The organism is Psychrobacter sp. KCTC 72983, assembly GCF_014280455.1.
GTDB classification, from domain to species: domain Bacteria; phylum Pseudomonadota; class Gammaproteobacteria; order Pseudomonadales; family Moraxellaceae; genus Psychrobacter; species Psychrobacter pacificensis.
In genome coordinates this window covers 851,898-877,251 of the sequence record NZ_CP060390.1, presented here as the reverse complement: position 1 = coordinate 877,251, position 25,354 = coordinate 851,898, and the positions used below count along the sequence as shown (strand labels likewise).

The 25,354-nt window shown below is 44.8% G+C and carries 19 protein-coding genes and 4 tRNA genes; 11 read left to right on the top strand and 12 right to left on the bottom strand.

Annotated features, from left to right (window positions below; genetic code table 11):
* Window positions 1-117 precede the first annotated feature (117 nt).
* The 8 genes from PSBA01_RS03760 (at window position 118) to rimI (ending at window position 4,398) form a co-directional block, all read left to right on the top strand.
* A tRNA-Thr gene (locus PSBA01_RS03760) sits at window positions 118-193 on the top strand.
* Window positions 194-260: 67 nt separating this feature from the next.
* Window positions 261-344 (top strand) — tRNA-Tyr (locus PSBA01_RS03755).
* Window positions 345-427: 83 nt separating this feature from the next.
* Window positions 428-501, top strand: a tRNA-Gly gene (locus tag PSBA01_RS03750).
* Between the two features lie 103 nt (window positions 502-604).
* Window positions 605-679, top strand: a tRNA-Thr gene (locus PSBA01_RS03745).
* A 362-nt stretch (window positions 680-1,041) separates the two neighbouring features.
* Window positions 1,042-1,353 (top strand): DUF6122 family protein, encoded by a 312-nt coding sequence (locus tag PSBA01_RS13200; protein ID WP_222436683.1) that lies wholly within the window; start codon window positions 1,042-1,044, stop codon window positions 1,351-1,353.
* Window positions 1,354-1,629: 276 nt separating this feature from the next.
* The gene (gene tuf / locus PSBA01_RS03740) at window positions 1,630-2,820 is read left to right on the top strand and encodes an elongation factor Tu (protein ID WP_186473561.1); all 1,191 of its coding nucleotides are present in this window, start codon (window positions 1,630-1,632) and stop codon (window positions 2,818-2,820) included.
* A gap of 268 nt (window positions 2,821-3,088) precedes the next feature.
* Window positions 3,089-3,616: a peroxiredoxin gene (locus tag PSBA01_RS03735; RefSeq protein ID WP_071002259.1), complete on the top strand. Its 528-nt coding sequence runs from the start codon at window positions 3,089-3,091 to the stop codon at window positions 3,614-3,616.
* 290 nt (window positions 3,617-3,906) lie between these two features.
* On the top strand, window positions 3,907-4,398 hold the full coding sequence (gene rimI, locus PSBA01_RS03730) for a ribosomal protein S18-alanine N-acetyltransferase (protein ID WP_071002258.1): 492 nt from the start codon (window positions 3,907-3,909) through the stop codon (window positions 4,396-4,398).
* Window positions 4,399-4,477: 79 nt separating this feature from the next.
* Here rimI and PSBA01_RS03725 read toward each other — a convergent pair whose 3' ends face one another.
* From PSBA01_RS03725 to trxB, 3 genes are read right to left on the bottom strand one after another with little or no spacing between them, the layout of a single operon-like run.
* Entirely contained in the window at window positions 4,478-4,912 is a 435-nt protein-coding gene (locus PSBA01_RS03725; protein ID WP_058023725.1) for a MerR family transcriptional regulator, read from the bottom strand.
* A 33-nt stretch (window positions 4,913-4,945) separates the two neighbouring features.
* Window positions 4,946-5,758, bottom strand: coding sequence for a leucyl/phenylalanyl-tRNA--protein transferase (aat, locus tag PSBA01_RS03720; RefSeq protein WP_186475079.1), 813 nt, complete (start codon window positions 5,756-5,758; stop codon window positions 4,946-4,948).
* A 9-nt stretch (window positions 5,759-5,767) separates the two neighbouring features.
* On the bottom strand, window positions 5,768-6,781 hold the full coding sequence (trxB, locus tag PSBA01_RS03715; RefSeq protein ID WP_186475078.1) for a thioredoxin-disulfide reductase: 1,014 nt from the start codon (window positions 6,779-6,781) through the stop codon (window positions 5,768-5,770).
* A 545-nt stretch (window positions 6,782-7,326) separates the two neighbouring features.
* Between trxB and PSBA01_RS03710 the strand changes: the two genes are divergently transcribed.
* Together PSBA01_RS03710 and PSBA01_RS03705 are read left to right on the top strand one after the other, a co-directional pair.
* Window positions 7,327-10,656 (top strand): DNA translocase FtsK, encoded by a 3,330-nt coding sequence (locus PSBA01_RS03710; RefSeq protein WP_186475077.1) that lies wholly within the window; start codon window positions 7,327-7,329, stop codon window positions 10,654-10,656.
* A 233-nt stretch (window positions 10,657-10,889) separates the two neighbouring features.
* Window positions 10,890-12,383, top strand: coding sequence for an amidase (locus PSBA01_RS03705; protein ID WP_186475076.1), 1,494 nt, complete (start codon window positions 10,890-10,892; stop codon window positions 12,381-12,383).
* 49 nt (window positions 12,384-12,432) lie between these two features.
* Here the strand turns inward: PSBA01_RS03705 and PSBA01_RS03700 are convergent, their stop codons facing one another.
* The 8 genes from PSBA01_RS03700 to dapC form a co-directional block, all read right to left on the bottom strand.
* Window positions 12,433-13,326: a DODA-type extradiol aromatic ring-opening family dioxygenase gene (locus PSBA01_RS03700; protein WP_186475075.1), complete on the bottom strand. Its 894-nt coding sequence runs from the start codon at window positions 13,324-13,326 to the stop codon at window positions 12,433-12,435.
* Window positions 13,327-13,408: 82 nt separating this feature from the next.
* Window positions 13,409-13,897: a 23S rRNA (pseudouridine(1915)-N(3))-methyltransferase RlmH gene (gene rlmH, locus PSBA01_RS03695; RefSeq protein ID WP_058024301.1), complete on the bottom strand. Its 489-nt coding sequence runs from the start codon at window positions 13,895-13,897 to the stop codon at window positions 13,409-13,411.
* 89 nt (window positions 13,898-13,986) lie between these two features.
* Window positions 13,987-14,535 (bottom strand): DUF421 domain-containing protein, encoded by a 549-nt coding sequence (locus tag PSBA01_RS03690; protein WP_058024302.1) that lies wholly within the window; start codon window positions 14,533-14,535, stop codon window positions 13,987-13,989.
* A gap of 149 nt (window positions 14,536-14,684) precedes the next feature.
* The gene (locus tag PSBA01_RS03685; protein WP_186475074.1) at window positions 14,685-15,170 is read right to left on the bottom strand and encodes an ABZJ_00895 family protein; all 486 of its coding nucleotides are present in this window, start codon (window positions 15,168-15,170) and stop codon (window positions 14,685-14,687) included.
* Window positions 15,171-15,322: 152 nt separating this feature from the next.
* The gene (gene dacB / locus PSBA01_RS03680) at window positions 15,323-17,311 is read right to left on the bottom strand and encodes a D-alanyl-D-alanine carboxypeptidase/D-alanyl-D-alanine-endopeptidase (protein WP_186475073.1); all 1,989 of its coding nucleotides are present in this window, start codon (window positions 17,309-17,311) and stop codon (window positions 15,323-15,325) included.
* 99 nt (window positions 17,312-17,410) lie between these two features.
* Window positions 17,411-18,016 (bottom strand): 3'-5' exonuclease, encoded by a 606-nt coding sequence (locus PSBA01_RS03675; protein ID WP_186475072.1) that lies wholly within the window; start codon window positions 18,014-18,016, stop codon window positions 17,411-17,413.
* A gap of 34 nt (window positions 18,017-18,050) precedes the next feature.
* Window positions 18,051-19,997, bottom strand: a complete 1,947-nt coding sequence (locus PSBA01_RS03670; protein ID WP_186475071.1) for a DUF294 nucleotidyltransferase-like domain-containing protein — start codon at window positions 19,995-19,997, stop codon at window positions 18,051-18,053.
* Between the two features lie 142 nt (window positions 19,998-20,139).
* Window positions 20,140-21,372 carry a succinyldiaminopimelate transaminase gene (gene dapC / locus PSBA01_RS03665; protein ID WP_186475070.1) on the bottom strand — a complete coding sequence of 411 codons (1,233 nt, stop codon included), beginning with the start codon at window positions 21,370-21,372 and terminating at the stop codon, window positions 20,140-20,142.
* Between the two features lie 254 nt (window positions 21,373-21,626).
* Here dapC and PSBA01_RS03660 point away from each other — a divergent pair, with 254 nt between their 5' ends.
* Window positions 21,627-22,298: a hypothetical protein gene (locus PSBA01_RS03660; RefSeq protein ID WP_186475069.1), complete on the top strand. Its 672-nt coding sequence runs from the start codon at window positions 21,627-21,629 to the stop codon at window positions 22,296-22,298.
* Window positions 22,299-22,333: 35 nt separating this feature from the next.
* On the opposite strand, the gene glnD is transcribed toward PSBA01_RS03660, so the two are convergent.
* Window positions 22,334-25,090: a [protein-PII] uridylyltransferase gene (gene glnD / locus PSBA01_RS03655; RefSeq protein ID WP_186475068.1), complete on the bottom strand. Its 2,757-nt coding sequence runs from the start codon at window positions 25,088-25,090 to the stop codon at window positions 22,334-22,336.
* Between the last annotated feature and the right edge of the window lie 264 nt (window positions 25,091-25,354).

Sequence of the window (25,354 nt, the reverse complement as noted above, 5' to 3'; positions counted from 1 at the left end):
AATAACAACGTAATCAGTAGCTTGAATATTATTATTAAAATAATAAAAAAAAAGATAAAAAAGGGCTTGCGCATCTCAAAATATTTGATAGAATAGCCACCACTTTAGAGAGAACAAGCCGACTTAGCTCAGTTGGTAGAGCAACTGACTTGTAATCAGTAGGTCGCCAGTTCGATCCCGGCAGTCGGCACCATCTCTTTTAAAGTAGCTTTTTATGAATTTGTCTTAAATGAGAGTCATTTTTGTTCAAAGCACCCTTAGGTGGGATTGGGGAGCGGTCAAACCCAACAGACTGTAAATCTGTCGCGAAAGCTTCGAAGGTTCGAATCCTTCTCCCACCACCATATTTTTTTAAAAGTTTGTTATAGCGCCAAGCATGCTCTATAGTTTCTAACTCTCAACTAGAGTTATTAAGATTAGAGTAAATGCGGGTGTGGTATAATGGTAACACCTTAGCCTTCCAAGCTAATGACGCGGGTTCGATTCCCGCCACCCGCTCCATATATACACCATCGCAAAGCCTATTAATTATTCATCACGACATCAGTTATTACTACTGTATCGTGATATTTTTTTTAGTGCAGCTCAAAGGTTTACACTATACGCTCATATAGCTCAGCGGTAGAGCACTCCCTTGGTAAGGGAGAGGTCTCGAGTTCAATTCTCGATATGAGCTCCATTTATTATGTAAATCCTCTATGCTTGTTTTGCTATTTATATATAGCTTTGCGTCGATATCGAAAATATAAAATATTGAAACATATAAAACTAGTACGACAGGTAACGATTTAAAGGTGACACTGAGGTGTTGCCTTTTAGTGCTGTCAGCATATTAATAAATATTGCTTTTGATGATTCGATATCAACAGAATTAAAACTGGTAAACGAGTATGCAAACGTTTATATAGTTAGATTACTATAAAATCGATACAATAAGATTCAACGTTATTTTTCGCAGCCTCTGGAGACGCAGTCACAGCAAGCAAGAAAAATAGCGTTGAATCAAATGAATTTATTGTCCTGTATTGTTTTTATTTAGACTTGACTATATATTACTTTTTGCATTTTGGTTTCCCTCTCGTTATCGCAGTTGTATTTTTTAAGAAAGAGTGGAAAAAAGCATATCTGATATTGCTTGCGACTATGTTAGTTGATTTGGATCACTTAGTAGCAGACCCGATCTTTCAGGCTAATAGATGTAGCATTAATTTTCATCCGCTACATACGTATTATGCGATGCTGGTATATGTTGCTTTGCTCTTTTTTCGTAAGCCTTTTAACATCATTGGGATTGGATTGCTTTTTCATATGTTAACGGATTTTACGGATTGTTTGATGATGTCATCTAGCTGATATAATAGCTTTGCACATCGAGCCGTTAAACGGTTATAAGCAGTAGCATATTTAAGACCTCTTTAGATAATAGAAAAATAGGTTTCGAGCAAGAGATGTATGACTATTGAGGATAAGCCGGCGTATAATAACGGATACAAAAATTAGTTCGAAGTGCTGTTTGATAAGAAGCAGTGGTTCGTGCGGTTGATAGCTAGGTTTATGATGAGTTAGTTTTATTATGAGCCATTAAACAGCTTTTTATTGATCATTCACCAAAAAAAAGAGGAAATACCCATGGCAAAGGCCAAGTTTGAACGTAGCAAGCCACACGTCAACGTCGGTACCATCGGACACGTTGACCATGGTAAAACCACCCTTACCGCTGCAATCGCAACCGTAGCTGCAATCACTTCTGGTGGCGAAGCAAAAGACTACGCGTCTATTGACTCAGCACCAGAAGAAAAAGCACGTGGTATCACCATCAACACCTCACACGTAGAATATGACACAGACACACGTCACTACGCACACGTAGACTGCCCAGGTCACGCCGATTATGTTAAAAACATGATCACAGGTGCCGCTCAGATGGACGGCGCAATCTTAGTTGTATCAGCAACTGACGGCCCAATGCCACAGACTCGTGAGCACATCTTGCTATCACGTCAGGTTGGCGTACCATACATCATCGTATTCATGAACAAATGTGACATGGTAGATGACGAAGAACTACTAGAACTAGTAGAAATGGAAGTTCGTGAACTATTGAACGACTATGACTTCCCAGGTGATGACACCCCAATCATCCACGGTTCTGCTACTGAAGCCCTAAAAGGCTCACAAGAAAAATACGGCCAACCAGCCGTTGTAGAACTACTAAACGTACTAGACACCTACATCCCAGAGCCAGAGCGTGACGTTGACAAAGCATTCCTAATGCCAATCGAAGACGTATTCTCAATCTCAGGTCGTGGTACCGTAGTAACTGGCCGTGTTGAATCTGGTGTCGTAAAAGTTGGTGACGAAATCGAAATCGTTGGTATCCGTGACACTCAAAAAACCACCTGTACAGGTGTAGAGATGTTCCGTAAACTGCTTGACGAAGGTCGTGCTGGCGAAAACTGTGGCGTACTACTACGTGGTACTAAGCGTGAAGACGTACAACGTGGCCAAGTACTAGCGAAGCCAGGTTCAATCACGCCTCACACCAAATTTGACGCAGAAGTATACGTACTGTCAAAAGAAGAGGGTGGACGTCACACACCATTCCTAAACGGCTATCGTCCACAGTTCTACTTCCGTACCACTGACGTAACTGGCGCAATCCAATTACAAGACGGTACTGAAATGGTCATGCCTGGTGATAACGTTGAGATGGGCGTAGAGCTTATCCACCCAATCGCTATGGACAAAGGTCTACGCTTCGCAATTCGTGAAGGTGGCCGTACTGTAGGCGCTGGTGTTGTTGCTAACGTATTGAACTAAGACTTAAGTCTCAGTAATGAGATTATGAATTAGTCATAAAAAAGCCACCCTATCTAGGGTGGCTTTTTTTTTGGGGGTGTGAATGAGGAGAAGGAGTTAAATACTAGGGTTTTTCTCTCATTTGAAAAAATAAATTCTAAAGCTATAAGTTACAAGGACTGCTTCATATACAGTAGATTAAAGATTTGCTTATAGATAGCTATAACCCTTATTATATAATGGCAGGATTTTAAAAATAAAAACACAATAACTTAAATCGGAGTAAATAATGATTACCCATGTACCTGATGTAACTTTTAAAACTCGTGTTCGTGATGAATCTATCGGTGGTGAAAACCCATTCAAATGGTATGATCTAACCACAGACGAGTTATTTGCCAATAAAAAAGTAGTGGTATTCTCACTACCTGGCGCCTTTACACCAACCTGTTCAACCAGTCATTTGCCTCGCTATGAAGAGCTTTACAATGAGTTTAAAGCGCTAGGTGTTGATGAAGTTGTTTGTGTTTCTGTTAACGATGCCTTTGTTATGTACCAGTGGGGCCTGAAGCAAAACCGTGAAAACGTTTTCTTACTTCCTGACGGTAACGGTGAGTTCACTCGTAAGATGGGTATGCTGGTGGATAAGAGCAATCTTGGCTTTGGCATGCGTTCATGGCGATATTCGATGTATGTGGATAATAAAGAAATCAAAAAGGTGTTCAAAGAACCTAACTTCGGTGACAACTGCTCAACAGACCCATTTGAAGTGTCAGATGCAGATACCATGTTAGAATATCTGAAAAGTAATGCTTAATCACAATTCTTAAGTGTGTTGACGTTTGACTGGTATCATCAGGCGTCGATAAATACTTGAATGCTGAAGCTCAAATACTGTTGAACTGCTTAATCCTTAAGTATAAGGGCTAAGCAGTTTTTTTATGTTTTCTACAAAAACTTTGGCAATATTAAAAGAAATACCTAAGATAGTGTTAAATATGAGGCGCGAAAGCGGGTATTTATGACATAAATAATGTCATTTCTGAGTAATTATAAAAATGACGATAAGATAGCGTTTATTGCATAAGAAAAATAAAGGGAGAAGCGGTGTTTATTATAAAGAAATTAGCAATCAATACATCAGAGCGGCAACAAGCGCTTCAAGCCGTTGCAAATATCGAAGCGCTCGTACAGCCGCACGACGCATGGACTGAGCAGTCGTTGGCTGAGATGCTCGCGCAAGATAGTATGCATATGCTCATAGTTTATAAACAAGAAGATAAAGCCGATAATAATAAAGTCATTGGCTACTGCCTCTATCAAGTGATTTTTGAGCAAGCAGAGATTTTGCGTATTGGCACGCATCCTGATTATCAACGACAAGGCATTGCTTCACAAATTATTGATAAGTTGCATGAAGTATTGCAGAGTAATCAGGTGGAAAATTTGTTATTAGAAGTACGAGCAGACAATCATGCTGCGATAGCGTTATATGAAAAGCAAGCATTTGCAATCATTCATAGACGCAAAGGCTATTATAAGTCACCGAATCAGTCCGCAATTGATGCGTTAATCATGCAACATGTCTATGGTGAGTGAAGAGAGTAAATTCTCATTAGGAGTTATAAGCGTGGTTTCTTTAAAGATAAATTATTTATCTCAACCAACGTTATCGTGTTTAACTTGATGGTATTTTCTTCTTACAGATATTAGTGTCTAACTGATAATTGCTGTCTGCTTTCATCCGTGCAAGAACATCTATACGCTCGCTCAATAATTCTACCATCACGCTTATATTGGCTTGCTGTTTCCTGACTTGTTCTAGCTTTTGCTGAGTCAGCATGAGCTGCAAATCAATATCCAATTGGCCATCATAGTAATCGTTTAAGCTGTTTTTGATTTCAGTAAGGGTGAAACCAATGGCTTGCGCGCTTTTGATTAGCTCAATACGCTCGACGCACTCGGGATGAAACTCAGTATATAAACGTGAGCCTGCTTGACGCTTACGCGACCTTAATAGGCCCAACTGTTCATAGTGACGCACGGTGTCTTTGGTTGTATTGGCTTTTGCTGCCAGCTCTCCGATTAGCAGAAATGAGGTATCAAGCGCCATAAAATTCTCTTAACTCTTTAGCTTTTGTAGATTTCATGATTGATGCTGCCAAGGATTTGCTGTATCGAGAAGGGATACGGCCAATGGCTGATGAAAATTATTGTGCCAATTGATGGAGCGACTGCTTATTAAGCGATCTAATTGAGCAAGAAAGTCAGGACGCGGTAGAGTAGTGGCACCCAAGCTCATGAGATGATCATTAGGTAACTGGCAGTCGACAAGTGCAACATGACTTTGCTCACATAAGCGCATCAACCCCCAAAACGCGAGTTTTGACGCATTAGAGGCACGATGAAACATGGATTCGCCAAAGTAGATGCCATTTATTTTTAGGCCGTACAGTCCACCAATGAGTTGACCTGTCTCGTCCCACACCTCAATGCTATGGGCAAATCCTTGCGCATGCAGTTTGGTATAAGCCTCAATCATCTCTTCATGAATCCAAGTGTGTTCGCCTTCGGGCAGGTCATTATTAAGACCATCGCTACGCGGCAGACTACAGGCATGTATGACGTCATCAAAAGCTTGATTGAGTGTTAGTTGCCAACGCGTGCGATTTGCTTGCTTGCGCAGTGACTTACTCGGTTGATAATCAGATGGGACGATCACACAACGCGGCTCAGGACACCACCAAGCGATAGGCTCATCTTCATTGAACCATGGAAACAGTCCTTGTGCATAAGCAGATATTAATGTATCGGGTGCAAGATCGCCACCCATCGCGACAATACCAATGCCCTCAGGATCGATAGAGATAGGATCAGGAAAGTCATAACGCCCAAGACTTTGTAAAGTCTCAGGCGTGATGTATTGATCATGATCGCCGTGCTGCGCAAAGTTATTCATTTAGTCTTCTTAATCAGCAGTCAGCGTTGACGCATAGGTATGGTCTTTCGCCGTTGTCTCACCGATAGCATCCAAATATTTCTCAGCATCCAGCGCTGCCATACAGCCAGTACCAGCAGAGGTAATGGCTTGACGATAGACATGATCAGCCACGTCACCTGCGGCAAACACCCCTTCGATACTGGTCTGCGTGGCATTACCATTCAAGCCACTATTGACGACCAGATAGCCATCTTTCATATCCAATTGACCTTTGAATAGGTCGGTATTAGGCTTATGACCGATGGCGACAAACATACCCATTGCATCCAGTTGTTTGGTGCTGCCATCAATCATTGATTCGATAACGACACCATTGACGCCCATGTCATCACCGACAACTTCTTTGACTTGATGATTCCATTCAATTTTAACATTACCGTTTTTGGCTTTTTCAAACAGCTTGTCTTGTAGGATTTTTTCAGAGCGCAGGCTATCACGGCGATGCACTAAAGTCACTTCAGAAGCAATGTTAGAGAGGTATAAGGCTTCTTCAACGGCTGTATTACCACCGCCAATCACAGCGACTTTTTGATCTTTATAAAAGAAACCGTCACAAGTGGCACAAGCGGATACGCCAAGCCCTTTAAATTTGGTTTCTGATTCTAGACCTAAATACTGAGCAGAGGCACCTGTTGAGATAATCAGGGCATCACAAGTATAGGTACCGTTGTTACCTGACAGCTCAAAAGGTCGTACATTCAAGTTAACATCATTGATATGATCATAAACCAATTCTGTACCGAAACGCTCAGCATGTGCTTTCATACGCTCCATCAATGCAGGACCGGTCAAATCATGCGCATCGCCTGGCCAGTTATCAACCTCAGTAGTGGTGGTTAATTGACCACCTACTTCCATACCCGTTACCATAACAGGTTTAAGGTTGGCGCGTGCCGCATAGACCGCAGCCGAATAACCGGCAGGACCTGAGCCTAAAATGATGAGCTTTTCGTGACGTGGAGCAGTAGTGTCAGTTGCCATAAGTGGTTCCTTTCTAAATATACGCATGAAAAATATGAGTTATAAATCTAATAAAAAAACGTCAAGCGTTGCTACTAATATGGTTTTTCTAATTGCTGTGTGATAATAACATAAGGGTAGATAGCAAAAAGTGCAAGTTTGCTAAAACAAACACAGCTATCATTAGAATCAAAGCATGATAACCTTGAAATACTCGTGCTAGAAACAGCTGGTATTTTATAGGGTCTATACAAAATTGTTAGCAGTATTCTGTTAGTAACTTTTGGATTATTCGCAGATTTTTTGCGCAAATCGTACATTGATTTACTTTCTTGCACGCTTTCTTTATAAGAGTGTCGCCACTGTACCTATGTATTTGTTATTATAAGAAGTTATGCCAAGTGTGATAGAGCTTAAGCGATGACTGCTATGCTCAGGCCTTTTGAGAGGTGATCTCAACCAAACACTTTGCTAGGTACCTTTATATGTCAGCACTTTATGCCAGCATGATTAGACTTAGTCATGCACTGGCGACCATTTAGTATTAACAACAAGGCAGATTTTACGTGATATCAGCACCGCTTATTGAGTATTTAAAAAAGGGAATATTTACCCTCCTTGGGTTAATACTGGCTGTTTATTTGTTTGTTATTTTAATGACTTACACAGGCAATGATCCTAGCTGGTCGCACATCAGTAGTGATATGACGACTATTAACAACATGGGTGGCCAGACGGGCGCTTGGTTGTCCGACTTGCTCTATAGCTTTTTTGGCTATGGTGCATGGTGGTTTTTAGCGTTTGTGGTTTATGAGTCTATCCTTATTTGGTGGGACAATAAGCCGACGTTTTGGCTCATGCGACTGGTCGCTTATGTGTTTTTGCTGTTGAGCGCCAGTGCATTATTTGCACAACTGGTTGCCTTAATTCAGCAAGTAGCCAATCCTGCATCAATGGGACTTGAAGGCGTGGCTGGTGGTATCATCGGTCTTGAGTTGCAGGAACGTTTGGCACAGTTGCTATCGCAGTGGGGCAGTGTGGTTTTCTTGGCGGTGTTCGTTGTGATTACCGCGACCTTTGCCTTTAACATCCATTGGCTCGCTATATATCAGAAGATTACAGCATTATCTTGGCTTGGCTCAGGGTTAAAAAATAAAGAAGATGCTGCCGAGTTGGATGAGCAAAGTGAGGTGTCGCAAGACCGTGACAGTATCAAAGAGGGAAATCCCAATCAAACAGCCGAGTATGAGCAGCTGCCACTTGAGTCGCAATCAGCTGACGATGCGAATAGTGCTCACGCAGTAGATAATAGTGGCAGATTCAGTAATGTATTATCAGATTTTTTATTGACCTCAGGATTGGCTGATAGTGTGAAAGCATCTATGGCGACAGCAAAAGCAGCAGCAACGTCTAGCGATGAAAAAAGTGACTCACCATACGCGGTCGCAGCGACCGATAATGCTACGGTTGGCAGTACAGTCAGTGATACCAACACATCAACGATACCAAACCCTATCGCAGCGCCTGTTTGCAAAGTCGAGCCAAGCTTTGCATGGAATGATGCAAATACGGTTGATAATTTGCTCGCGCGTGAACAGATGGCTTATAGCACTAACAGCATAGATAATTCTACTGTGCCTAACTATGCACAGAGTGAAGTCGTCACTGACGTGTCACTAGAAGAAGCAGTACAAACCTCTGTGGCAGCACCGATGGTAGAAACCGAAACTCAATCAGATTTATCTAATCAAGAGCTAGCTACTCAATCCTCAATGGATGAATCAACGAATGCTCAAGCTGTCAATCAGGCTATTACTGAGCCGGAAGACTCTCACCCAGATGATATAACGGAGAATGTCGATAAGTTGGCAGAAGCATGGTTGGCGGAGCATGGCAATATATCAGAACCTGTTGCAAAATCGTCGGTTGCTACTGCTGAGGAAACTAATGTCACTAATCAAATTCCGCAAGAAGAGCTATCAATGCCTACGTCAGACGCCACTAATAGCATTCTAAGTGACGACTCTTATGGGTTCTCTGCTGCACAGTCCGAACTATTACAACGTAATGAGTCATCGCCTGTACCTGAGGTCACAGTGGCTCAGCCATCAGTAGAAGTGGCCGCATCAGTATCAGAAATTTCGGATATGACACCGACCAACACGCCGCCTGCCAATCCAAAAGCGGCGCCAACTATTGAAGCGGTCAGTTCGGCCTCAAATACGCAGCCTGTAGCCCCAGCTAAACCTTCTGTCAGCTTTGCGGTACCAGAAGGTGATAGTAGCAACCATATCACTGACATGATGCCGGAGGAGGATAGTACTGACGATAGTGCACCCGTTATGCCGCATATCAGTGACGATGCGGCATTCAGTCAAAAATCACGCTCGATGCAGACGGCTGCCTATCGCAGTAGCCTAACCCCTATTCCAGAAGTGTCTATATTGGACAAGCCTGATCCTGACCGTAAGCCTAGCTATACCGTCGCTGAGCTTGAACAATTATCTGAGCTGCTTGAGATCAAACTACAAGAGTTCAATGTAAAAGCCTCTGTAGTTAATGCCATACCAGGGCCTGTGGTGACTCGTTTTGAAGTGGAGCTGGCGGCTGGTGTCAAAGCCAGCAAAGTCACTGGTATCTCACGTGACTTGGCGCGCTCATTATCAATGGCTTCTTTGCGTGTGGTCGAGGTCATCCCTGGTAAGCCGTATATTGGTATCGAAGTGCCCAATAAAAAGCGAGAAATGGTACGCTTAATCGAGCTACTTAGTACCGAGATGTTCAAAGACCCTAAAGCACAAATCAGCATGGCGATGGGTAAAGACATTGGCGGTAACCCCATTATTACTGATCTGGCGCGTGCACCGCATATGCTGGTTGCTGGTACCACAGGCTCTGGTAAATCGGTATTGGTCAACTCAATGCTATTATCGATGTTACTCAAGTACACGCCCAATCAATTGCGACTCATCTTGATTGATCCAAAGCAGCTGGAGCTTGCCAACTATAATGACATTCCGCATCTACTTACCCCAGTTGTCACTGACATGACCGAGGCCGCTAGCAGCTTGTCATGGTGCGTGGCCGAGATGGAGCGCCGCTATCAGTTGATGAGCTTACTCAAGGTTCGTAAGCTCAATGAGTTTAATAAAAAAGTCATCGCGGCAGAGAAATCAGGCAATCCAATGCTCGATCCGTTATGGCGACCAAACGACAGCGTAAGTATCAGCCAAGCGCCAAAGCTTAAAACTCTGCCCATGATTGTCATCGTCGCAGATGAGTTTGCCGATATGATTATGCAGGTGGGCAAGCAAGCCGAAGAGCTTATCACGCGCTTGGCACAAAAATCACGTGCGGCTGGTATTCACTTAATGCTAGCTACTCAGCGCCCATCAGTCGATGTCATTACGGGTTTGATTAAAGCCAATATCCCAGTGCGTGCAGCACTACGAGTCAACTCAAAAGTCGATTCGCGTACGATTCTGGATAGTGGCGGTGCTGAGGACATGCTCGGTAACGGTGATATGTTGTTCTTGGGACCAGGTCAGATTGAACCAGATCGTGTGCATGGTGCTTATGTCAGTGATGAAGAGGTCAACCGTGTCTGTGACGCATGGCGTGAGCGCGGTGCGCCCGATTATATTGACAACATGGCAGGAAATTTTGAGCTATCTAGTCCGGGCGGTGGTAGCACGGCTAATGCCTCTGGTGAAGATGATGATCTATATAATGACGCCGTCGCCTTTATTATGGAAACGCGTAAGGTCTCAGCTTCTAGTATCCAGCGTAAGTTCAGTATCGGATATAACCGTGCAGCCCGTATTGTCGACTCAATGGAAGACGCTGGACTGGTCAGCTCGATGGGCAAAAGTGGTAAGCGCGAACTGTTAATGTAGTGCTTAGTATTGAATGAATAATGAAAAAACGAGTCATGACAATGGCTCGTTTTTTTTGTGAAAGAGATTCAAGATTAATTCACTCATAAGCGAATAAGCTACCAAAACTTTCAAATGACTAGTGAGTTTGTTTATCAACCATAAGTCGTGGTTTTTTATAATAAACTGACAGTTACTGATGAAATAGATATTTAAAAATTCTTACTACAATTACTCTCCAAGGAAGGTTGGTTATGTTTAAAGAATATACCCAGTACGATGCACTCGCCTTAGCGGCACTGGTTAACTCAGGTGAGCTCAGTGCAAAGGAGCTATTAGACGCCGCCGTTTATCAGGCCAATAAACTCAATCCCAAGCTAAATGCCATTATTCACCGTTTCGATGAGCGCGCTTACAACGCGGCGCAGGCAGGACTGCCTTCTGGCGTATTTACTGGCGTGCCGTATTTGCTAAAAGATCTCTCATTTAGCTTCGCAGGTGAGCCTATTACGATGGGCAGCCGCAGCGTCACTATCCTCTCAGAAAAAGACAGCGAAATCGTCAAACGCATGAAAGCGACAGGCGTCAATACCTTTGGCAAAACCAATACGCCAGAGTTTGGCTTGATTATCACCACTGAGCCAAAAGCCCATGGCGCCACTCACAACCCGTTTAAAAAAGGCTATAGCTCTGGTGGCTCGTCAGGTGGTAGTGCCGCGGCAGTGGCGAGCGGTATCGTACCGATGGCAGGCGGCGGTGATGGTGGCGGTTCGATACGGTTTCCATCTGCCTGGTGCGGTGCGTTTGGCTTAAAACCAAGCCGTGGCCGCAATCCACTTGGCCCTAATCTTGGTGAAGGGTGGGATGGGGCAGTGGCCGATCATGTGATTACGCGCTCGGTACGTGATAGTGCCGCGATGCTCGATGCCACCAGTGGTGCAGAGATTGGCGCGCCTTATGTCATTGCGCCGCCAGACGGCACGTTTTTGCAGGCGGCGATGCGTGCACCAAGGCCATTGAAAATCGCGTTACAGCAGCAGCCGCTGATTGCCAATACCGTAGTAGACAAAGAAGTACTTGCTGTACTAGAGCAAACCGCTAAGCAGCTAGAATCGATGGGGCATCAAGTAATACCCGCTGAGCCAAATATTAATATCGAGCAGTTTTGGCATGACTTTATCGTCGTGGTCTGCGCGCATACCGCTTTTACGATTGATAATATCGAGCGCGAGTTTGGCACTGCCCATATTAAAAACCTAGAGCCGCAAACCTACAATATGGCGCTACTCGGACGTTCGCTATCAGCAGTGGACTTGGTTCATGCCAAACACGGTTGGCATAACAGTCAGTATCAAACGGGACTGTTATTAGAAACCTACGATATGATTTTGTCCCCGACGGTACCGACGCCTGCGGTCAAACACGGCATGCTACCACCCAGCCGCATGGATGAGATGATGATGCGTAGCGCTGGGGTAATTAATAAAGGGTTTGACATGGGTAGATATGCCTTTAAGTCAGGCATGATCGAAAAGCTAAGCGCCCCTGTGCTAGGAAAAATGGGCTTCACATTGTTGGGCAATGTCACAGGATTGCCAGCAATGTCAGTGCCAGTCGGCATGAGTAAAAAAGGCTTACCAATTGGCATGCAGCTGATTGGGCGTATGAATGATGAGGCGACGCTATTTAGTCTGGCAGGTGAGATGGAGCGTGCGGGTTTATTTACCAAACCTGCCTTTGAAAAGTAGGTTTGGTTTGTGTGCTTTAATTAGATAAGTAGGAAATAGTAAATAGAAGCTAATCAAAGCGGTAAATATCCATACCCAAACTATGATGGGCCATACTCTGGTGAACAACCGAGACGCGCTGACCGGCACCTAATGCAAAAAACAATGGCAGCAAATGCTCGTCACTTGGATGAATGTCTTTGTACTCTGGATATTGTTGCCAGTCGAGGGCAGTGGGTATGTCTATCTTAAGCTGCTGGAGCAACCACTGTTTAAAGGATTTGGCAGCTTGGTCAATGCTATCGGCATCCCAGCGTAGCGCTTGCAAGTTGTGGGTGATATTGCCTGAGCCAATAACAAGAATTTTCTCATCACGCAGATGCGCGAGCTGCGCGCCCAATTGGTAGCAAGCAACGCTATCGTAATGCTGCGGTAGTGACACTTGAACGATAGGCACATCTGCCTCTGGGTACAGGTGTCTGAGCGGTGCCCAAACGCCATGATCACAGGCACGTACAGGATTGACGCTACATGTGATACCGCGTGCGGTGAGCTGCTGAGCAAGTGTCTCAGCCAGCGCTGGTTGACCTGATGCAGGATACTGAAGATCGTAAAGCTCAGGCGCAAAACCCGAAAAATCATGCCACGTTTTTGGCTGCGGGTTACTGCTAATCTCGAGCTTTGCTGATTGCCAATGCGCCGACATAATGACGATGGCACGTGGCTTAGGTAAGTTTTGCCCGATACGTGCCAATGCACTGGTCGTGGCAGATTGCTCAATCGCAAGCGTGGGTGCCCCGTGCGAGATAAACAACGCAGGTAGTTTGGATGCATTAGGCATTATAGCAGACGCACTTTCCCATGCCGCAGCAGAGGTAATAGGTGTCTGTACAGTGTCGTGATGATGATCACGCTGATGCGTAGTCTGAGAGGCTTTGGATGTCGCGCGTTTTGGATATTTCATGTTCCATTTATTAGGGCATGCGCCAGTTTTTCAATCTATTTTGGGATTGACGTTTTAAATCAAAAAAAAGCTTGGGGTTTGGTTAATTACCGCGATGATAAGGGTGGTTATTGTTGATACTCATCGCGCGGTATAGCTGCTCCATTAGTACAACGCGTACCAGCGGATGCGGCAATGTCAGTGCTGATAATGATAACTTTGCGTCGGCTTTTGCTAACACTGCTGGTGATACGCCATCTGCACCGCCGATGACCAACGCAATATCATCACCTTGCTGCATGCCATCAGCGAGTTTATCAGCCAATCCTTCCGTTGAAATCATCTTACCTTTGACGTCTAGTACCCATAATTGCTCACGGCTCGCGGCATTATGAGCGGCCAATATCGCTTGACCTTCTTGCTCACGGTACTGTGCTAGATTGGCATCTGATGGGTTTTTTGCCCGTTTTGCAGCAGCAATCTCTACAATCTCTGTGCTCAGCATGGGCTGAATACGCTTAAAATACTCATCAAATCCTGTCTGTACCCAGCTTGGCATTTTATTGCCAACGCTCAAAATTCTAACCTTCATAGTTCCTACCATTTTTTAAATTGAAAAATTTTTACATTCGAGCACTGAATCTGAGTATTGATAGCCATCAGTGCTCAAGTATCTAATCACTACATCAAAGGGGTAATGGTCTCTGACACGCTGTGATCTACATCCTGCTCATCATCACTCGTATCGGCTTGGCGTTGTTTTGGAATCACGCTGAGTTTGGCATCAGACTCGAAGACAATGGCTTCGATATCATCAAAATTATTGACCCCTTCAGCGCGCATCGCACATTCGATTTCTTGACGAGTCAGGCGCTCGGCACGCATCGCTTCTGGCAGAAACTGCCCTTGATAAAAGACAATACGTGGATCAGACAGAATAACACTGCTAAATTGCGGTGAGATAGAGGCGTATTTGGTTATCAAAAACTGTAAGAGATAGAGTACCAATATCGACGAAGCCCCTTCGATGAAAGGGATGTTTTTGAGCAAAATGGTACTGGCACCCAATGAGCCAATCATGACGGTCACGATCCAGTCAAAGTTATTGAGCTGTGACGTCGAGCGTTTACCAGAGGCTTTGGTCACCAACACAATCAACACGTAGACCATAAAGGTCGTTAAAACAATGCGACCGAGCTTATCTATGTTGTCAAAAAAAACCGTTTCCATGATGTTTGCTCCTATTATAAAGTAAAACAAATAATCGCTAAAATTTGACTGCTCAAAGTTAGCCTAACGGATTTTACCTATGAGTAGGAGAAAACTTTGTATTACCTTGTAGGTGGTCGGTTATGCTCGTTGTAGATAGTTGGCTGTGTTCATACTGTTTTGGGAGCAGGGTTCAAGAAATGGTTGATGGCCCATAGGCTGATACGCGTACTGACCAAGGTGAACACCAGCATCAGCACCAATGAAGAAAGCAAGGGCAAAGGCCGCGCCATAGCCATCTCGAGTAATACCTCACGGCTAACCCCATCGAATAACCAAAACCATATGGCTAAAAAATAAAGGATCGTCAATAACCAAACCACCGCTACACCGCCAAACATGAGCCGGTTGATTTCATTTTTAGCCAAGGCACGCTGCTGATGCTTGATGAATTTGCTGACAGCAATATAAGCACCGACGATGATAGAGACGACCATGACCAGTTGCGAATTAAGCGCAATCTTGGTCTGAATCATCATAAATATGGCGCTGGCAAGGATGTAACCAATGGCGAAAAACCCAATATATTGCGCCAGTTTAGGCTGACTTGACGCAAGCGTGCGAGGCTTACTGAGATTGGTTGTCTGGCGTGACATAAGCTTGCCTTTATAAAGGTAAAAATAAAAGTTTTAAAAATGTATTCATAAACATAGCAATCATAATTGCTGTGCAAATAATCATACCACTTGCGTCAAAATATCTGCTGCTGCTTTACTACTGCTTACTAAGCATCGCTTTAGCAAAACCATTAGCGCTGAGCGGTCCAGTCAAGTACTGCATCTAATACAGGTCTTGCCGTATAAGGATTGAGCGCTTGATCTGTATTAATCATACCCACAACGACATAGTCTTGACCTGACAACCCTTTGACATAGCCTGCCATTGAGGTGACGTTATTTAATGTGCCTGTTTTTATCCACGCTCGGCCAATCGCTGCTGAGTCAGGTAGTCGCTCACTATGAGCGGCAATGGTACCACTGACTCCAGCGATACCTAACGAGTCTACATACGCATCAAAGCTTGGGTGATTATAAGCATAGGTCAATAGCTCGCTTAGATTGGCGGCGGTGATGGTACAGTTGCGGCAGAGTCCCGAGCCATTGGTCAAATAAGGTGGCGGTGTGCTTAGGTTGGTTTGCCACCATTGGCTGATGTGTGTTAGCGCTGCAGGATAGTCAGTATGCATCGGCTGATACTGGTATAAGCTGGCGGCCTTTTGCGTGCTGTTTTTAGCAGGCATATTGGCGCGCTCAGTTGTGTCATAAGCGCCGATGGATAAGGCAACTTGCTCTGTCATGACATTGTTTGAAAAATGATTAATGTCATAAATTTGCTGCGTTAAGTCCAATGAAGGATAGCTGACCATAGGCAAAGGCGACATGGTAATAGCCGTGAGACCATGTACTAATTTTGAAGTATTTTTGGCATCGTAAGGGGTTTCTTGTGAGATCACTTGTCCGCTCAGTGTATTGCCTAGTGCTTGCCATTTTGCAGCAATGACGTATGCGGCAAACGTTTTGGCATCAGGATACGCCACATAAAACACATGCTCACCGCAGCTTTTTGGCAGGCTGGCATTGAGTGCTAGCCGCTCCGCTTGCCACTGCGGCGATAGGCTGTAGCTTACCTGTCCGCAAGCCGCGTCGCGAGTACGGATCTTATTAGGGAGTTGATAGTTAGCCAGTCGCGGCTTATAAGTCAAGCTTGCGTAGTCGTTGTCCAAAGGGTGAGTCTTGATACCGACGGTGCTAAAGTTCACCAAAAACCCATCTGGACTGGCGTTGTAAGGACGCAGTGGCGCATTGTCAAAGGCGGCAGGATCTTTGCTCACCGACTCAAAAATGCTGCTATCAACGATGATATCGCCATTGATATGGCGAATACCTGCCGCTTGCACTTGATAAAGGAGCTGCTTTAATCGTTCATGAGTCATCTTAGGGTCGCCGCTGCCTTGAATGATCAAGTCGCCCATCAAGGTATCACCGACTTGTATACCCGTATGATAAACCCGCGTGTGCCACACAAAACCTGCCCCCAATGTATCAAGCGCGATAAAAGTGGGTACCAACTTCATGGTGCTGGCAGGCGTACGCGGTACATCAGGCTGATGATTCAATAGTGGTGAAAAGGAGATTTTTACCGAGGCATTATCCGTGCTCACTGCGCTATTGTCATCATTAGTAAGGGAAGGGTTCTCATCAGGTACAACCGTCGGTATGCTCTCTACACTCTGATACGTATAAGGATCATCAGTATACGTATGTATTTTTCGCTCATGCTGTTCAATCGTACGCTGTTCAATAGTGATTAGCGTGCTTTGTGAGTCAGTATGAGTGGTGATGTTGGTCGCTAGGTTATCTGTCTTTGTCACGTTTTGGCTGCTATTGTTTTCATTAGCAGTCACAGCGTTATAGTCAGAGGGTCGCGTCGATTGGCGATCCGTATCACGGCTATCAATCACTTGCACAGACGCGGGCAGTCGACTGGCATTTTTGTCACCCACAGGCGTTACGATAAGACTGATATCAGACGCTGTCAGATTGGCACGTGACAATGCTGCTTCAATGGGGGCTGGTAGAGCCGCCTGTGCATAAGCAGGCGCTATGATCATTGCGGCGAATAGCGTGAGGGTAGGCAGACGTTTATTAGATAAGTGAGAGGGTAATACACGGCTACAGATTGCGGCAGTTTTGGAAGTAATGGGCGACTGATGGTCGCGCTTTGAACGGTATCGCATGAGCATCTTTCATCAGGTGGCAAAAACTGCTTATGGTAACATGAGTTGCTGTTTTCGCATATGCTCTCAGAAGCTCAATTTTATCGTCAATAATAAAGGCTATCGTACATGCAAAAATGCCATCGCCGTCATTATTGCATCGTTATAAGCATCATGGGCACCAAGCTCAGGAATACCATAATGCGCCAGAATATTAGTCAAATGCTGCGTTTGATTGGGAATACCTTGCGTACGGTCGCCCATACGTCGACTGTATAATTGACGCACATCGATGACTTTGTTGGGCAGGGTCGTTCCCATATAGCGTTTGACCAAAGGATTTAAAAATACCATGTCGAGCTGTGTGCAGAACCCGACGATGGGTCGTTTATCAATAAAAGGTAACAAGAGAGCCAGCATCTCGTCATAACTCATGCCATGCTCTACATCAGCAGTACGCAGACCATGAATGACAATTGTATCCCGATCTGGCATTACAGGCGGTCTGCAAACTAAGTGCATGCCATTACCCGTATCGATCGTATTGCCATTGATATGTATCGCTGCCACGGATAATAAATGGTGCTTTTTGGGGTTCAGGCCAGTCATTTCACAGTCAATCGCTACCCACTGCTCAGCCGACGGTGTGGTGAACATTGATGCCAGCTCCGGACGCTGTAGCTGCGTCTTTTGCCAAGCGCAAGATAACTGCTGTAACCAGCTCATGTTGATCATCCATTTATTTATTCTATTGCTATATTTATGCTATTTCTAACTGATAGTGTTGACGCAGCTGATTTTTAAAACTTTTTACCACGGCCAGACATTCTTTAAGCAGGTCGCGTTCTAGTGCGGTTAGTGTCGTTGGATCGACTTGCCTTGCCTGCTTGTCCTCGGTTGACAGTGCGACTGATAAACGCTGCGCCATAAAAAACTCAAGCGCCTCCAATAAGGTATCAGCGCGCTCTTGGGTCAGGGCATGAGACTGCACCAATGCCTTTAGGCGATCTTTACTGCTAGGCACATCGAGCACATCATTTTCTAATGCCAACGTACGAATACCATGAACCAATGGAAAGATCCCTGCTTTTTTTAGATCGATATCTGCTGATGCCGACTTGCTACCTAGCAGCGGCACAAACTTTTGCCACCACTGATTGACATCGCCAAACTGCAATGCTGCACGGGCAAACTGACGTACAAACATTGGATCGGCTTGTCTGTGAGCCATTCTTAAATGCTGACGTACCTGTGTCAGTAGGGTTTCATCACCGCAGACGTATTCGCCATCCATTATGGCGGACAAGTAGATGCCATGCATGGGGTCAGTGTTCCTAAACCATGAGGCGATCTGCGCGGTAAACTGCCTGAGCGGTTGTCGCCACATGGAATTGGTCATCATGATATTGCCATCGCACAGTGGATAGCCAAGCGTTGCCAAGTGATTATTAAAGGTATCGGCAAACTGTGCCAAATCCGGATGCGTATAGCCATCACGAATGATTAGTGCGTTATCTTGATCGGTACGCATGATTTGCTCGCCGCGACCTTCTGAGCCCATGACGATGAGACAAGTATTGCTTATCACTTCATCAGGTACGATCAGCTGCCAGAGCTTGGTAAATACTTGCGCATTCAACGTCTGTACCATGCGGCTGATATTACCGATTTTGACACCGTTTTGATGCTGCGCACGAATATAGCGACCGATGAGTTCGACTGCGGTATCTAGGCTTGGTAGATCGGTTGCTTGCTCGATTTGAATACTAATAAGCTGTGAGTGATGACCAATGTGGGCGAGCATATCGCTTTGTCCAAGCACGCCGACGACATCACCACTGCTATCAATGACCGGCAGCCTGTGAATGCGATAGCGAGTCATAGTGAGCAACGCATCGCCAATCTCGTCAGTGGCCTTGATCGTACGTAGGTTAAAATTGGTATAGCGCTGGCAAAGCGTAATAGCGGGATCTTGTCTGTCACTCACAGCGCGGCAAATATCCGTATCGGTGAGAATGCCTAACAGCAGTTTTGGCTGCTCAGTGTCTCGTATATTTTCTACATAGTTCAGCGGTCGTACCAGTACGTGTTTTAGTCCAGCCTTGGTCATGATACGCGCAGCTTCGTACAAGCTGTTATTGGCATCGACAATATGTACTGGCAATAAATGGACGTCGATGACAGGTTGCAGCATGATTTGCTGCACTTCTTGTTGATGGGTATAGCCAGCAGGGTTTAGGGCTTTGTTGCTACGGCGCTGTCGCAATGCCTTTAGTCTTTCGGGTAGCTTGTCTGATAGCATTTGGCGTACCAGATGATTTTGCGCGCTGATTTTATCGACAGTCGCACCATCGACTTGTAGCAGCAATGTCTCTTCACTGGCCCGAAACTGGTACGGCTGTATAGGCGTGTTTTTACTTTCTGGCACACCATTTTTTATGAGTGACTCAGGTAAGCGGCGACTATCAAACCAGTCATTATTGTTTGGCTCATCATAATGGTTGCTGCCCAAATAAGAGGCGACAAATTCACCACCCAGTGATTGCTCAATTTGTCCTTTGATGACCACATATAGATACTGCAAGTCTGCTGCGGGTAGGATCTCATCTCTAGCAAGATAGCGGATCTTCGCGTTTTTTCTGATGCTTTGACGTTCAGCTAGACTCAGTACGTCAAAGGGCGGCTGGGTAAAGTCAAGATGGGGCATGGCATCATCCTTGATGGTATATTTTGCAGTAGAGACTTTACTATAGCACTATTCATGCAAAAAGCCTCTAATAACCCTATTTATATTGTGGTTATTAGAGGCTGCTTTATTAGCTCAAGATAAAGGCTTTTTGAGTGGCTGTTTATGCCGCCAGCAACTTTCGAATACGACTGATTGCTTCGCGGCTCTCCTCGACACTCGCGACCAAAGCAACACGGACATAGCCTTTTCCAGGATTATTCCCATCAACCTCGCGTGACAAGTAGCGTCCTGCCAATGCATGGATATTGGCCTGCTCGTATAATGCTTTGACAAATACTTCATCATCGCCATCGAACGGTTCAGGTACTTTTATCCAAAAATAAAATCCAGCTTCTGGCATGCGCAAATCTAGCAACTCGCCAAGCTCTGACATCCATAGCGCGAACTTTTCTTGATAAAGGGCGCGATTGTGTGCGACATGCTTTTCATCTTGCCACGCAGCGATAGAGGCAAGCTGATGCGGTATCGGCATCGCACAGCCTTGGTAAGTACGATATTGCAAATAAGACTGCAAAATCTTGGCATCGCCTGCCACAAACCCAGAGCGTAAACCAGGTAGGTTCGAGCGTTTGGATAACGAATGAAATACGATACAGTTTTTGAAATTACGGCGACCCAGATTCGCGCAAGCTTGCAGTAAGCCAATCGGAGCAGTATCAAAATACAGCTCGCTATAGCACTCGTCGCTGGCAATGACAAAACCGTATTGGTCTGATAAACGAATGAGATATTCCCAATCCTCCATAGTCATAACCGAACCCGTTGGATTATTCGGACTACAGACAAATACAAGCTGCGTGCGTGCCCAAACGTCTTTTGGCACCGCGCGATAATCCCCCTTAAAGTCATTGTCTAACGTACAGGGAACAAAATGGGGCGTCGCTTGTGCCAATATTGCTGCACCTTCATATATCTGATAGAACGGATTGGGCATAACAACCAAAGGCGAGGCATTAGAGGCTGAAGAGGACGTGCTTTCGTTATCAGCGGCATCATGATTTATGACGGCTTGTACAAAGCTAAAAATGGCCTCACGAGTACCCATCACTGGCAAAACTTGGGTGTTGGCATCGACATGGCTAAGAAAAAAACGCTTCTCTAACCAATGCGCAATCGTCTGACGTAACTCAAACATACCATTGGTGGTCGGATAACGACTTATTTTGTCCAAGTTTTCGCGTAGTACGTCCAGTACAAATGCTGGTGGCTCATGTTTTGGCTCACCAATACCCAGTTTGATTTCGCTGTAACCGTCGGCAGGTATGCTGTCAGCGAGTAAGGTTGCCATCTTGGCAAAGGGATAAGGATGTAGATGCTTTAAGTTGTGATTCATAAGTGTGATAACTATAATAGACAATTAATAATAAAGTTATAAAGAAAATTTACATTAGAGCAGTGTAATACCTCTTTTGCCTTTTTTCTTTTCATAACGTGAATGCGAATTTATTGTGCTTGAACGGCTGACCTTATCATAGCCCATTCAGTCGTACTTACAAAGCGCATTGAACGCTTCGCGTCTGATAACTTATAACAATATAAAAGATGACTGTCAGTGCCAGAGACAGATCATTTTAAGGACAGTTTGATATGCCTAGTGCACTAAATCATAATAACTTCATCGCTAAAAATATCAATAATGACATTCCTGATGCAGGTGTGCACCCTATTAACGTATATGCGCTGCTAAAAGAACGTGAAGCGTGCTGGTGGCAGGCGAGGCGGCAATTGATTGAGCATCAAGAGAAGAAAATCTTTTGGTATGGCGAAAATAGCTTGATCATGTGGTTATTATGGCAGTTGGTTGGTTACGTGGTTGTCGCCATGGCGCTGATGCTGCTAAATAATATGTTGAATCTATCGTTATCTTTGTGGCAATACATTGCTTTATTTATCTTACAGACTGTATTTTTTGTTGGTATTCTTGCAGCGAAAGGCCGTCTGGCGAATAAGTTGCAGGATGAGATAGACAATGATGAACTGATGCGTGAAGAGACGTTCAATGAAATGATTATTTTGGCAGAGGATAGTCTGTATCCTGACGTGCATGCCAAGTCGCCTATTTCTTTGAGGCAGCTGGGTGACTATCTTAATGGCGAGTTTCATTTATCAAGCTTGCATTGCTTATTACAAAAAGAAATCAAGGCTGGACGATTAATCATGGAGCAGCAGCTACTTGAAGTAGGTGTTTTGCCACCAGAGCTTGCTGATGTAGAGCTGATAGAACATGCTGACAATATAATATACAAGAGCACGCTGTAAAGCGCGCTCTTGTCATCAAAGATGTTGTCATTCAATTAATAGCTATAAACCACGTTGTTTTCTCTTTTGGTCGCTAGGCTGGCAAGCAATGCTGATTTTAACGCATCAAGTCGTTCAGCAGATAAGGGCTTATCATTTTGGTCGCTAATATAAAACATATCTTCTGCGCGCTCGCCTAAGGTCGTAATACGAGCCGCATGAACCTCAATTTGCTCCTGCAAAAATATCTGTCCAACCCGAGCCAAGAGTCCTGGCTGATCCAGTGTCTCTAAGCTCATGATATGCTGGTCAGATGCCTCATTAAACTCAAAGTTAATCACCGTAGCCACTTCAAAATGCCTGAGCTGACGTGGCATACGTTTGTTGGTGAGCTTTAGTACTGTTGGATCTTTAAAGGCATTAATCAGGCGCTGTTTAAGTTCTTGCTGACTGTCTTCATCGACCAACAGCGTACCACTAGGATCTAGCAGCACATAAGAATCCAGAGCAAAGTCGCGGGTAGCCGTAATAATACGGGCATCTAATACATCAAGATTCATCTGATCGAACACCGCCATCGTAACGGCAAACAGATTCATCTGATCTTGGGTATAGACAAATACCTGTACCGCATCCAGTGCCAGCTCGCGATGCTCACGCAAAACCACCAGTGGCGGACTATCGGCATTAGATGCCAGACCGATGGGCGGATGGTTTAAGATGGCTTCGGTGTGCCACAAGATATCTTCTGGAATCTCTCGCAAAAAGTACTCATCGCCCAAATCATCCCATAGTTGCAATACTTCATCGCGATTCATGTGCTGATTATTGACATTGTCTAGCATCGCGAGCGCTTGCGCACGTGTGGCGCTGATCATATCCTGGCGATTGGTCGGGGCGTCAATATCGGCGCGCAGAATACGCCGCGTTTGAGAATATAACTGTTTCATCAGCGTTGCCCGCCAGCTGTTCCAAAGCTGCGGGTTGGTTGCATTCATATCAGCAACGGTGAGTACATACAGATGATTCAAGTGCGTCACATTACCGATAAGGTCTGCAAAGACAGTCACCACCTCAGGGTCTGAGATGTCTTTTTTCTGTGCGGTAATCGACATTAATAGATGGTAGCGAGTCAGCCAGCCAACCAAATTGGCGTCGGCTAAGCTCATGCCATGTGACAGACAAAACTCAATGGACTCTGTCTGACCAAGCTCGCTATGGTCGCCGCCGCGGCCCTTTGCAATATCATGAAACATCGCGGCCAGTACCAAAATTTCTTTGCGTTCGATGCGCTGAAAGATAGTGCTGACCAGCGGAAACTCTTCAGAAAACATAGGATCGGTAAAGCGGTGCAAAATTCGAATCAAAAATAACGTATGCGCGTCCACCGTATAGCGATGGAACAAATCATATTGCATCAGACCCGTGACTTGCGCAAAAGCAGGAATATAGTTGCCCAATACCCCATAGCGATTCATGGTGCGCAAACGATGGAACAGATAGTTTTGCTCTTTCAGATTAGATAAAAATAAAGCTTTGTGAACAGGGTTGTCTCTATAGGTCTGGTCAATGCCGCGTGCCGCAATTTTGAGTGCACGCAAGGTATGGGTACGAACCTTGTCGATACCGTGCTGACCCATTAATAAGAACATCTCTAAAATAGATTCAGGATGCTGAGCAAAAACCCGATGGTGCGCTATAGCAATATGATCACCAACACGGTTGAATCTTGCATTGATCGGCTGCTTTTTGGGGCGCTCATCATCAGGCAGGTTGGGCTCTATGATGGTCTCATAATAGTGGTTGGTCAGCATCTCAGACAGCGTTGATATTTGCATGGCACAGCGATAGTAATCACGCATAAAGCGTTCAACGGCCGCATTGGGCTGGTCATCTGGCTGGGTCTCGTAACCCATTAATTGAGCAATCTCACGCTGATAATCAAACAACAGCTTGTTTTCGTTACGTCCGGTCAGCACATGCAGATAATGCCGTATCTGCCATAGATAGCCTTCTGCAAAGCTTAACTCATCAAACTCTTTTTCGGTCAAAAAGTTTTGTTGTACCAAGTCATAGAGCTTGCCCACACGAAAATAGCGTTTGGTCACCCAGCCAATGATATGAATATCACGTAATCCCCCAGGCGCCGTTTTGATATTGGGCTCCAGATTATACTCGGTGGCATTGTGCTGTAGGTAGCGAGCCTTGGACTCTTCCATTTTTACATCAAAAAAGGCACGAGGAGACCACTGCTTGTTAACGATTTGGATGGGCATATCTCGCAGTGCTTCGTTGCCGATTAACAATCGAGCTTCGAGCTGGGCACTGGCTATCGTATGGTCAAGTGCAGCTTCTAACGCATCGTTGACGCTACGTACAGACAGCGCAGGCTCCAGCCCGATATCCCATAGCAATGCGACCAATTTATCAATCTTACTACTGGCATCAGCGCCGATTTCGTCAGGAGATAACAGCAGGATATCAATATCTGAATAAAGCGACAGCTCACCGCGTCCATAGCCACCCGTTGCAAACAATGCCAAATCCGTCTTATCTAGCTCAAACCATTTGAATAGCGCAATGAGTAAGCTATCAATCGCGCAGGCACGTACTTCGACCAATTGACGAATATTGGTACCACGCTCTAGTAATCGGCTGATGTCCTCATTGATTTGTCCCAGCCATTCAGGAATGCCAAGTAGCGCTTTATCAGTCGTATTTTGCTCTGACAACAGCGATTTATCTGTCGCCGTATCATTTGATAGTAGCGGTAGGGGCGTTAGATCAATAGAAGCGACATCACAAGTAAACATGAGTGTTATCCAATTAAAAGTTTAAAAATAGAGCGTTTGAGCTGCTGATAGCTGATAAAAGTCACCAATAGAATGTACTATAGTCAATCCTAAATAAAACAAATACATTATATATCAAGGTGGAACTGGTCTAAATTTTCCTTGCGTGCTGTGCCTACGCTGCTCGATGCTGCGAAAAATTTATCCCAGTCCCACTGTATCGTTTTTATACTGAATTCACTATAATAAATGTATCAATATAAATTGTTAACTCATCAGAGTATA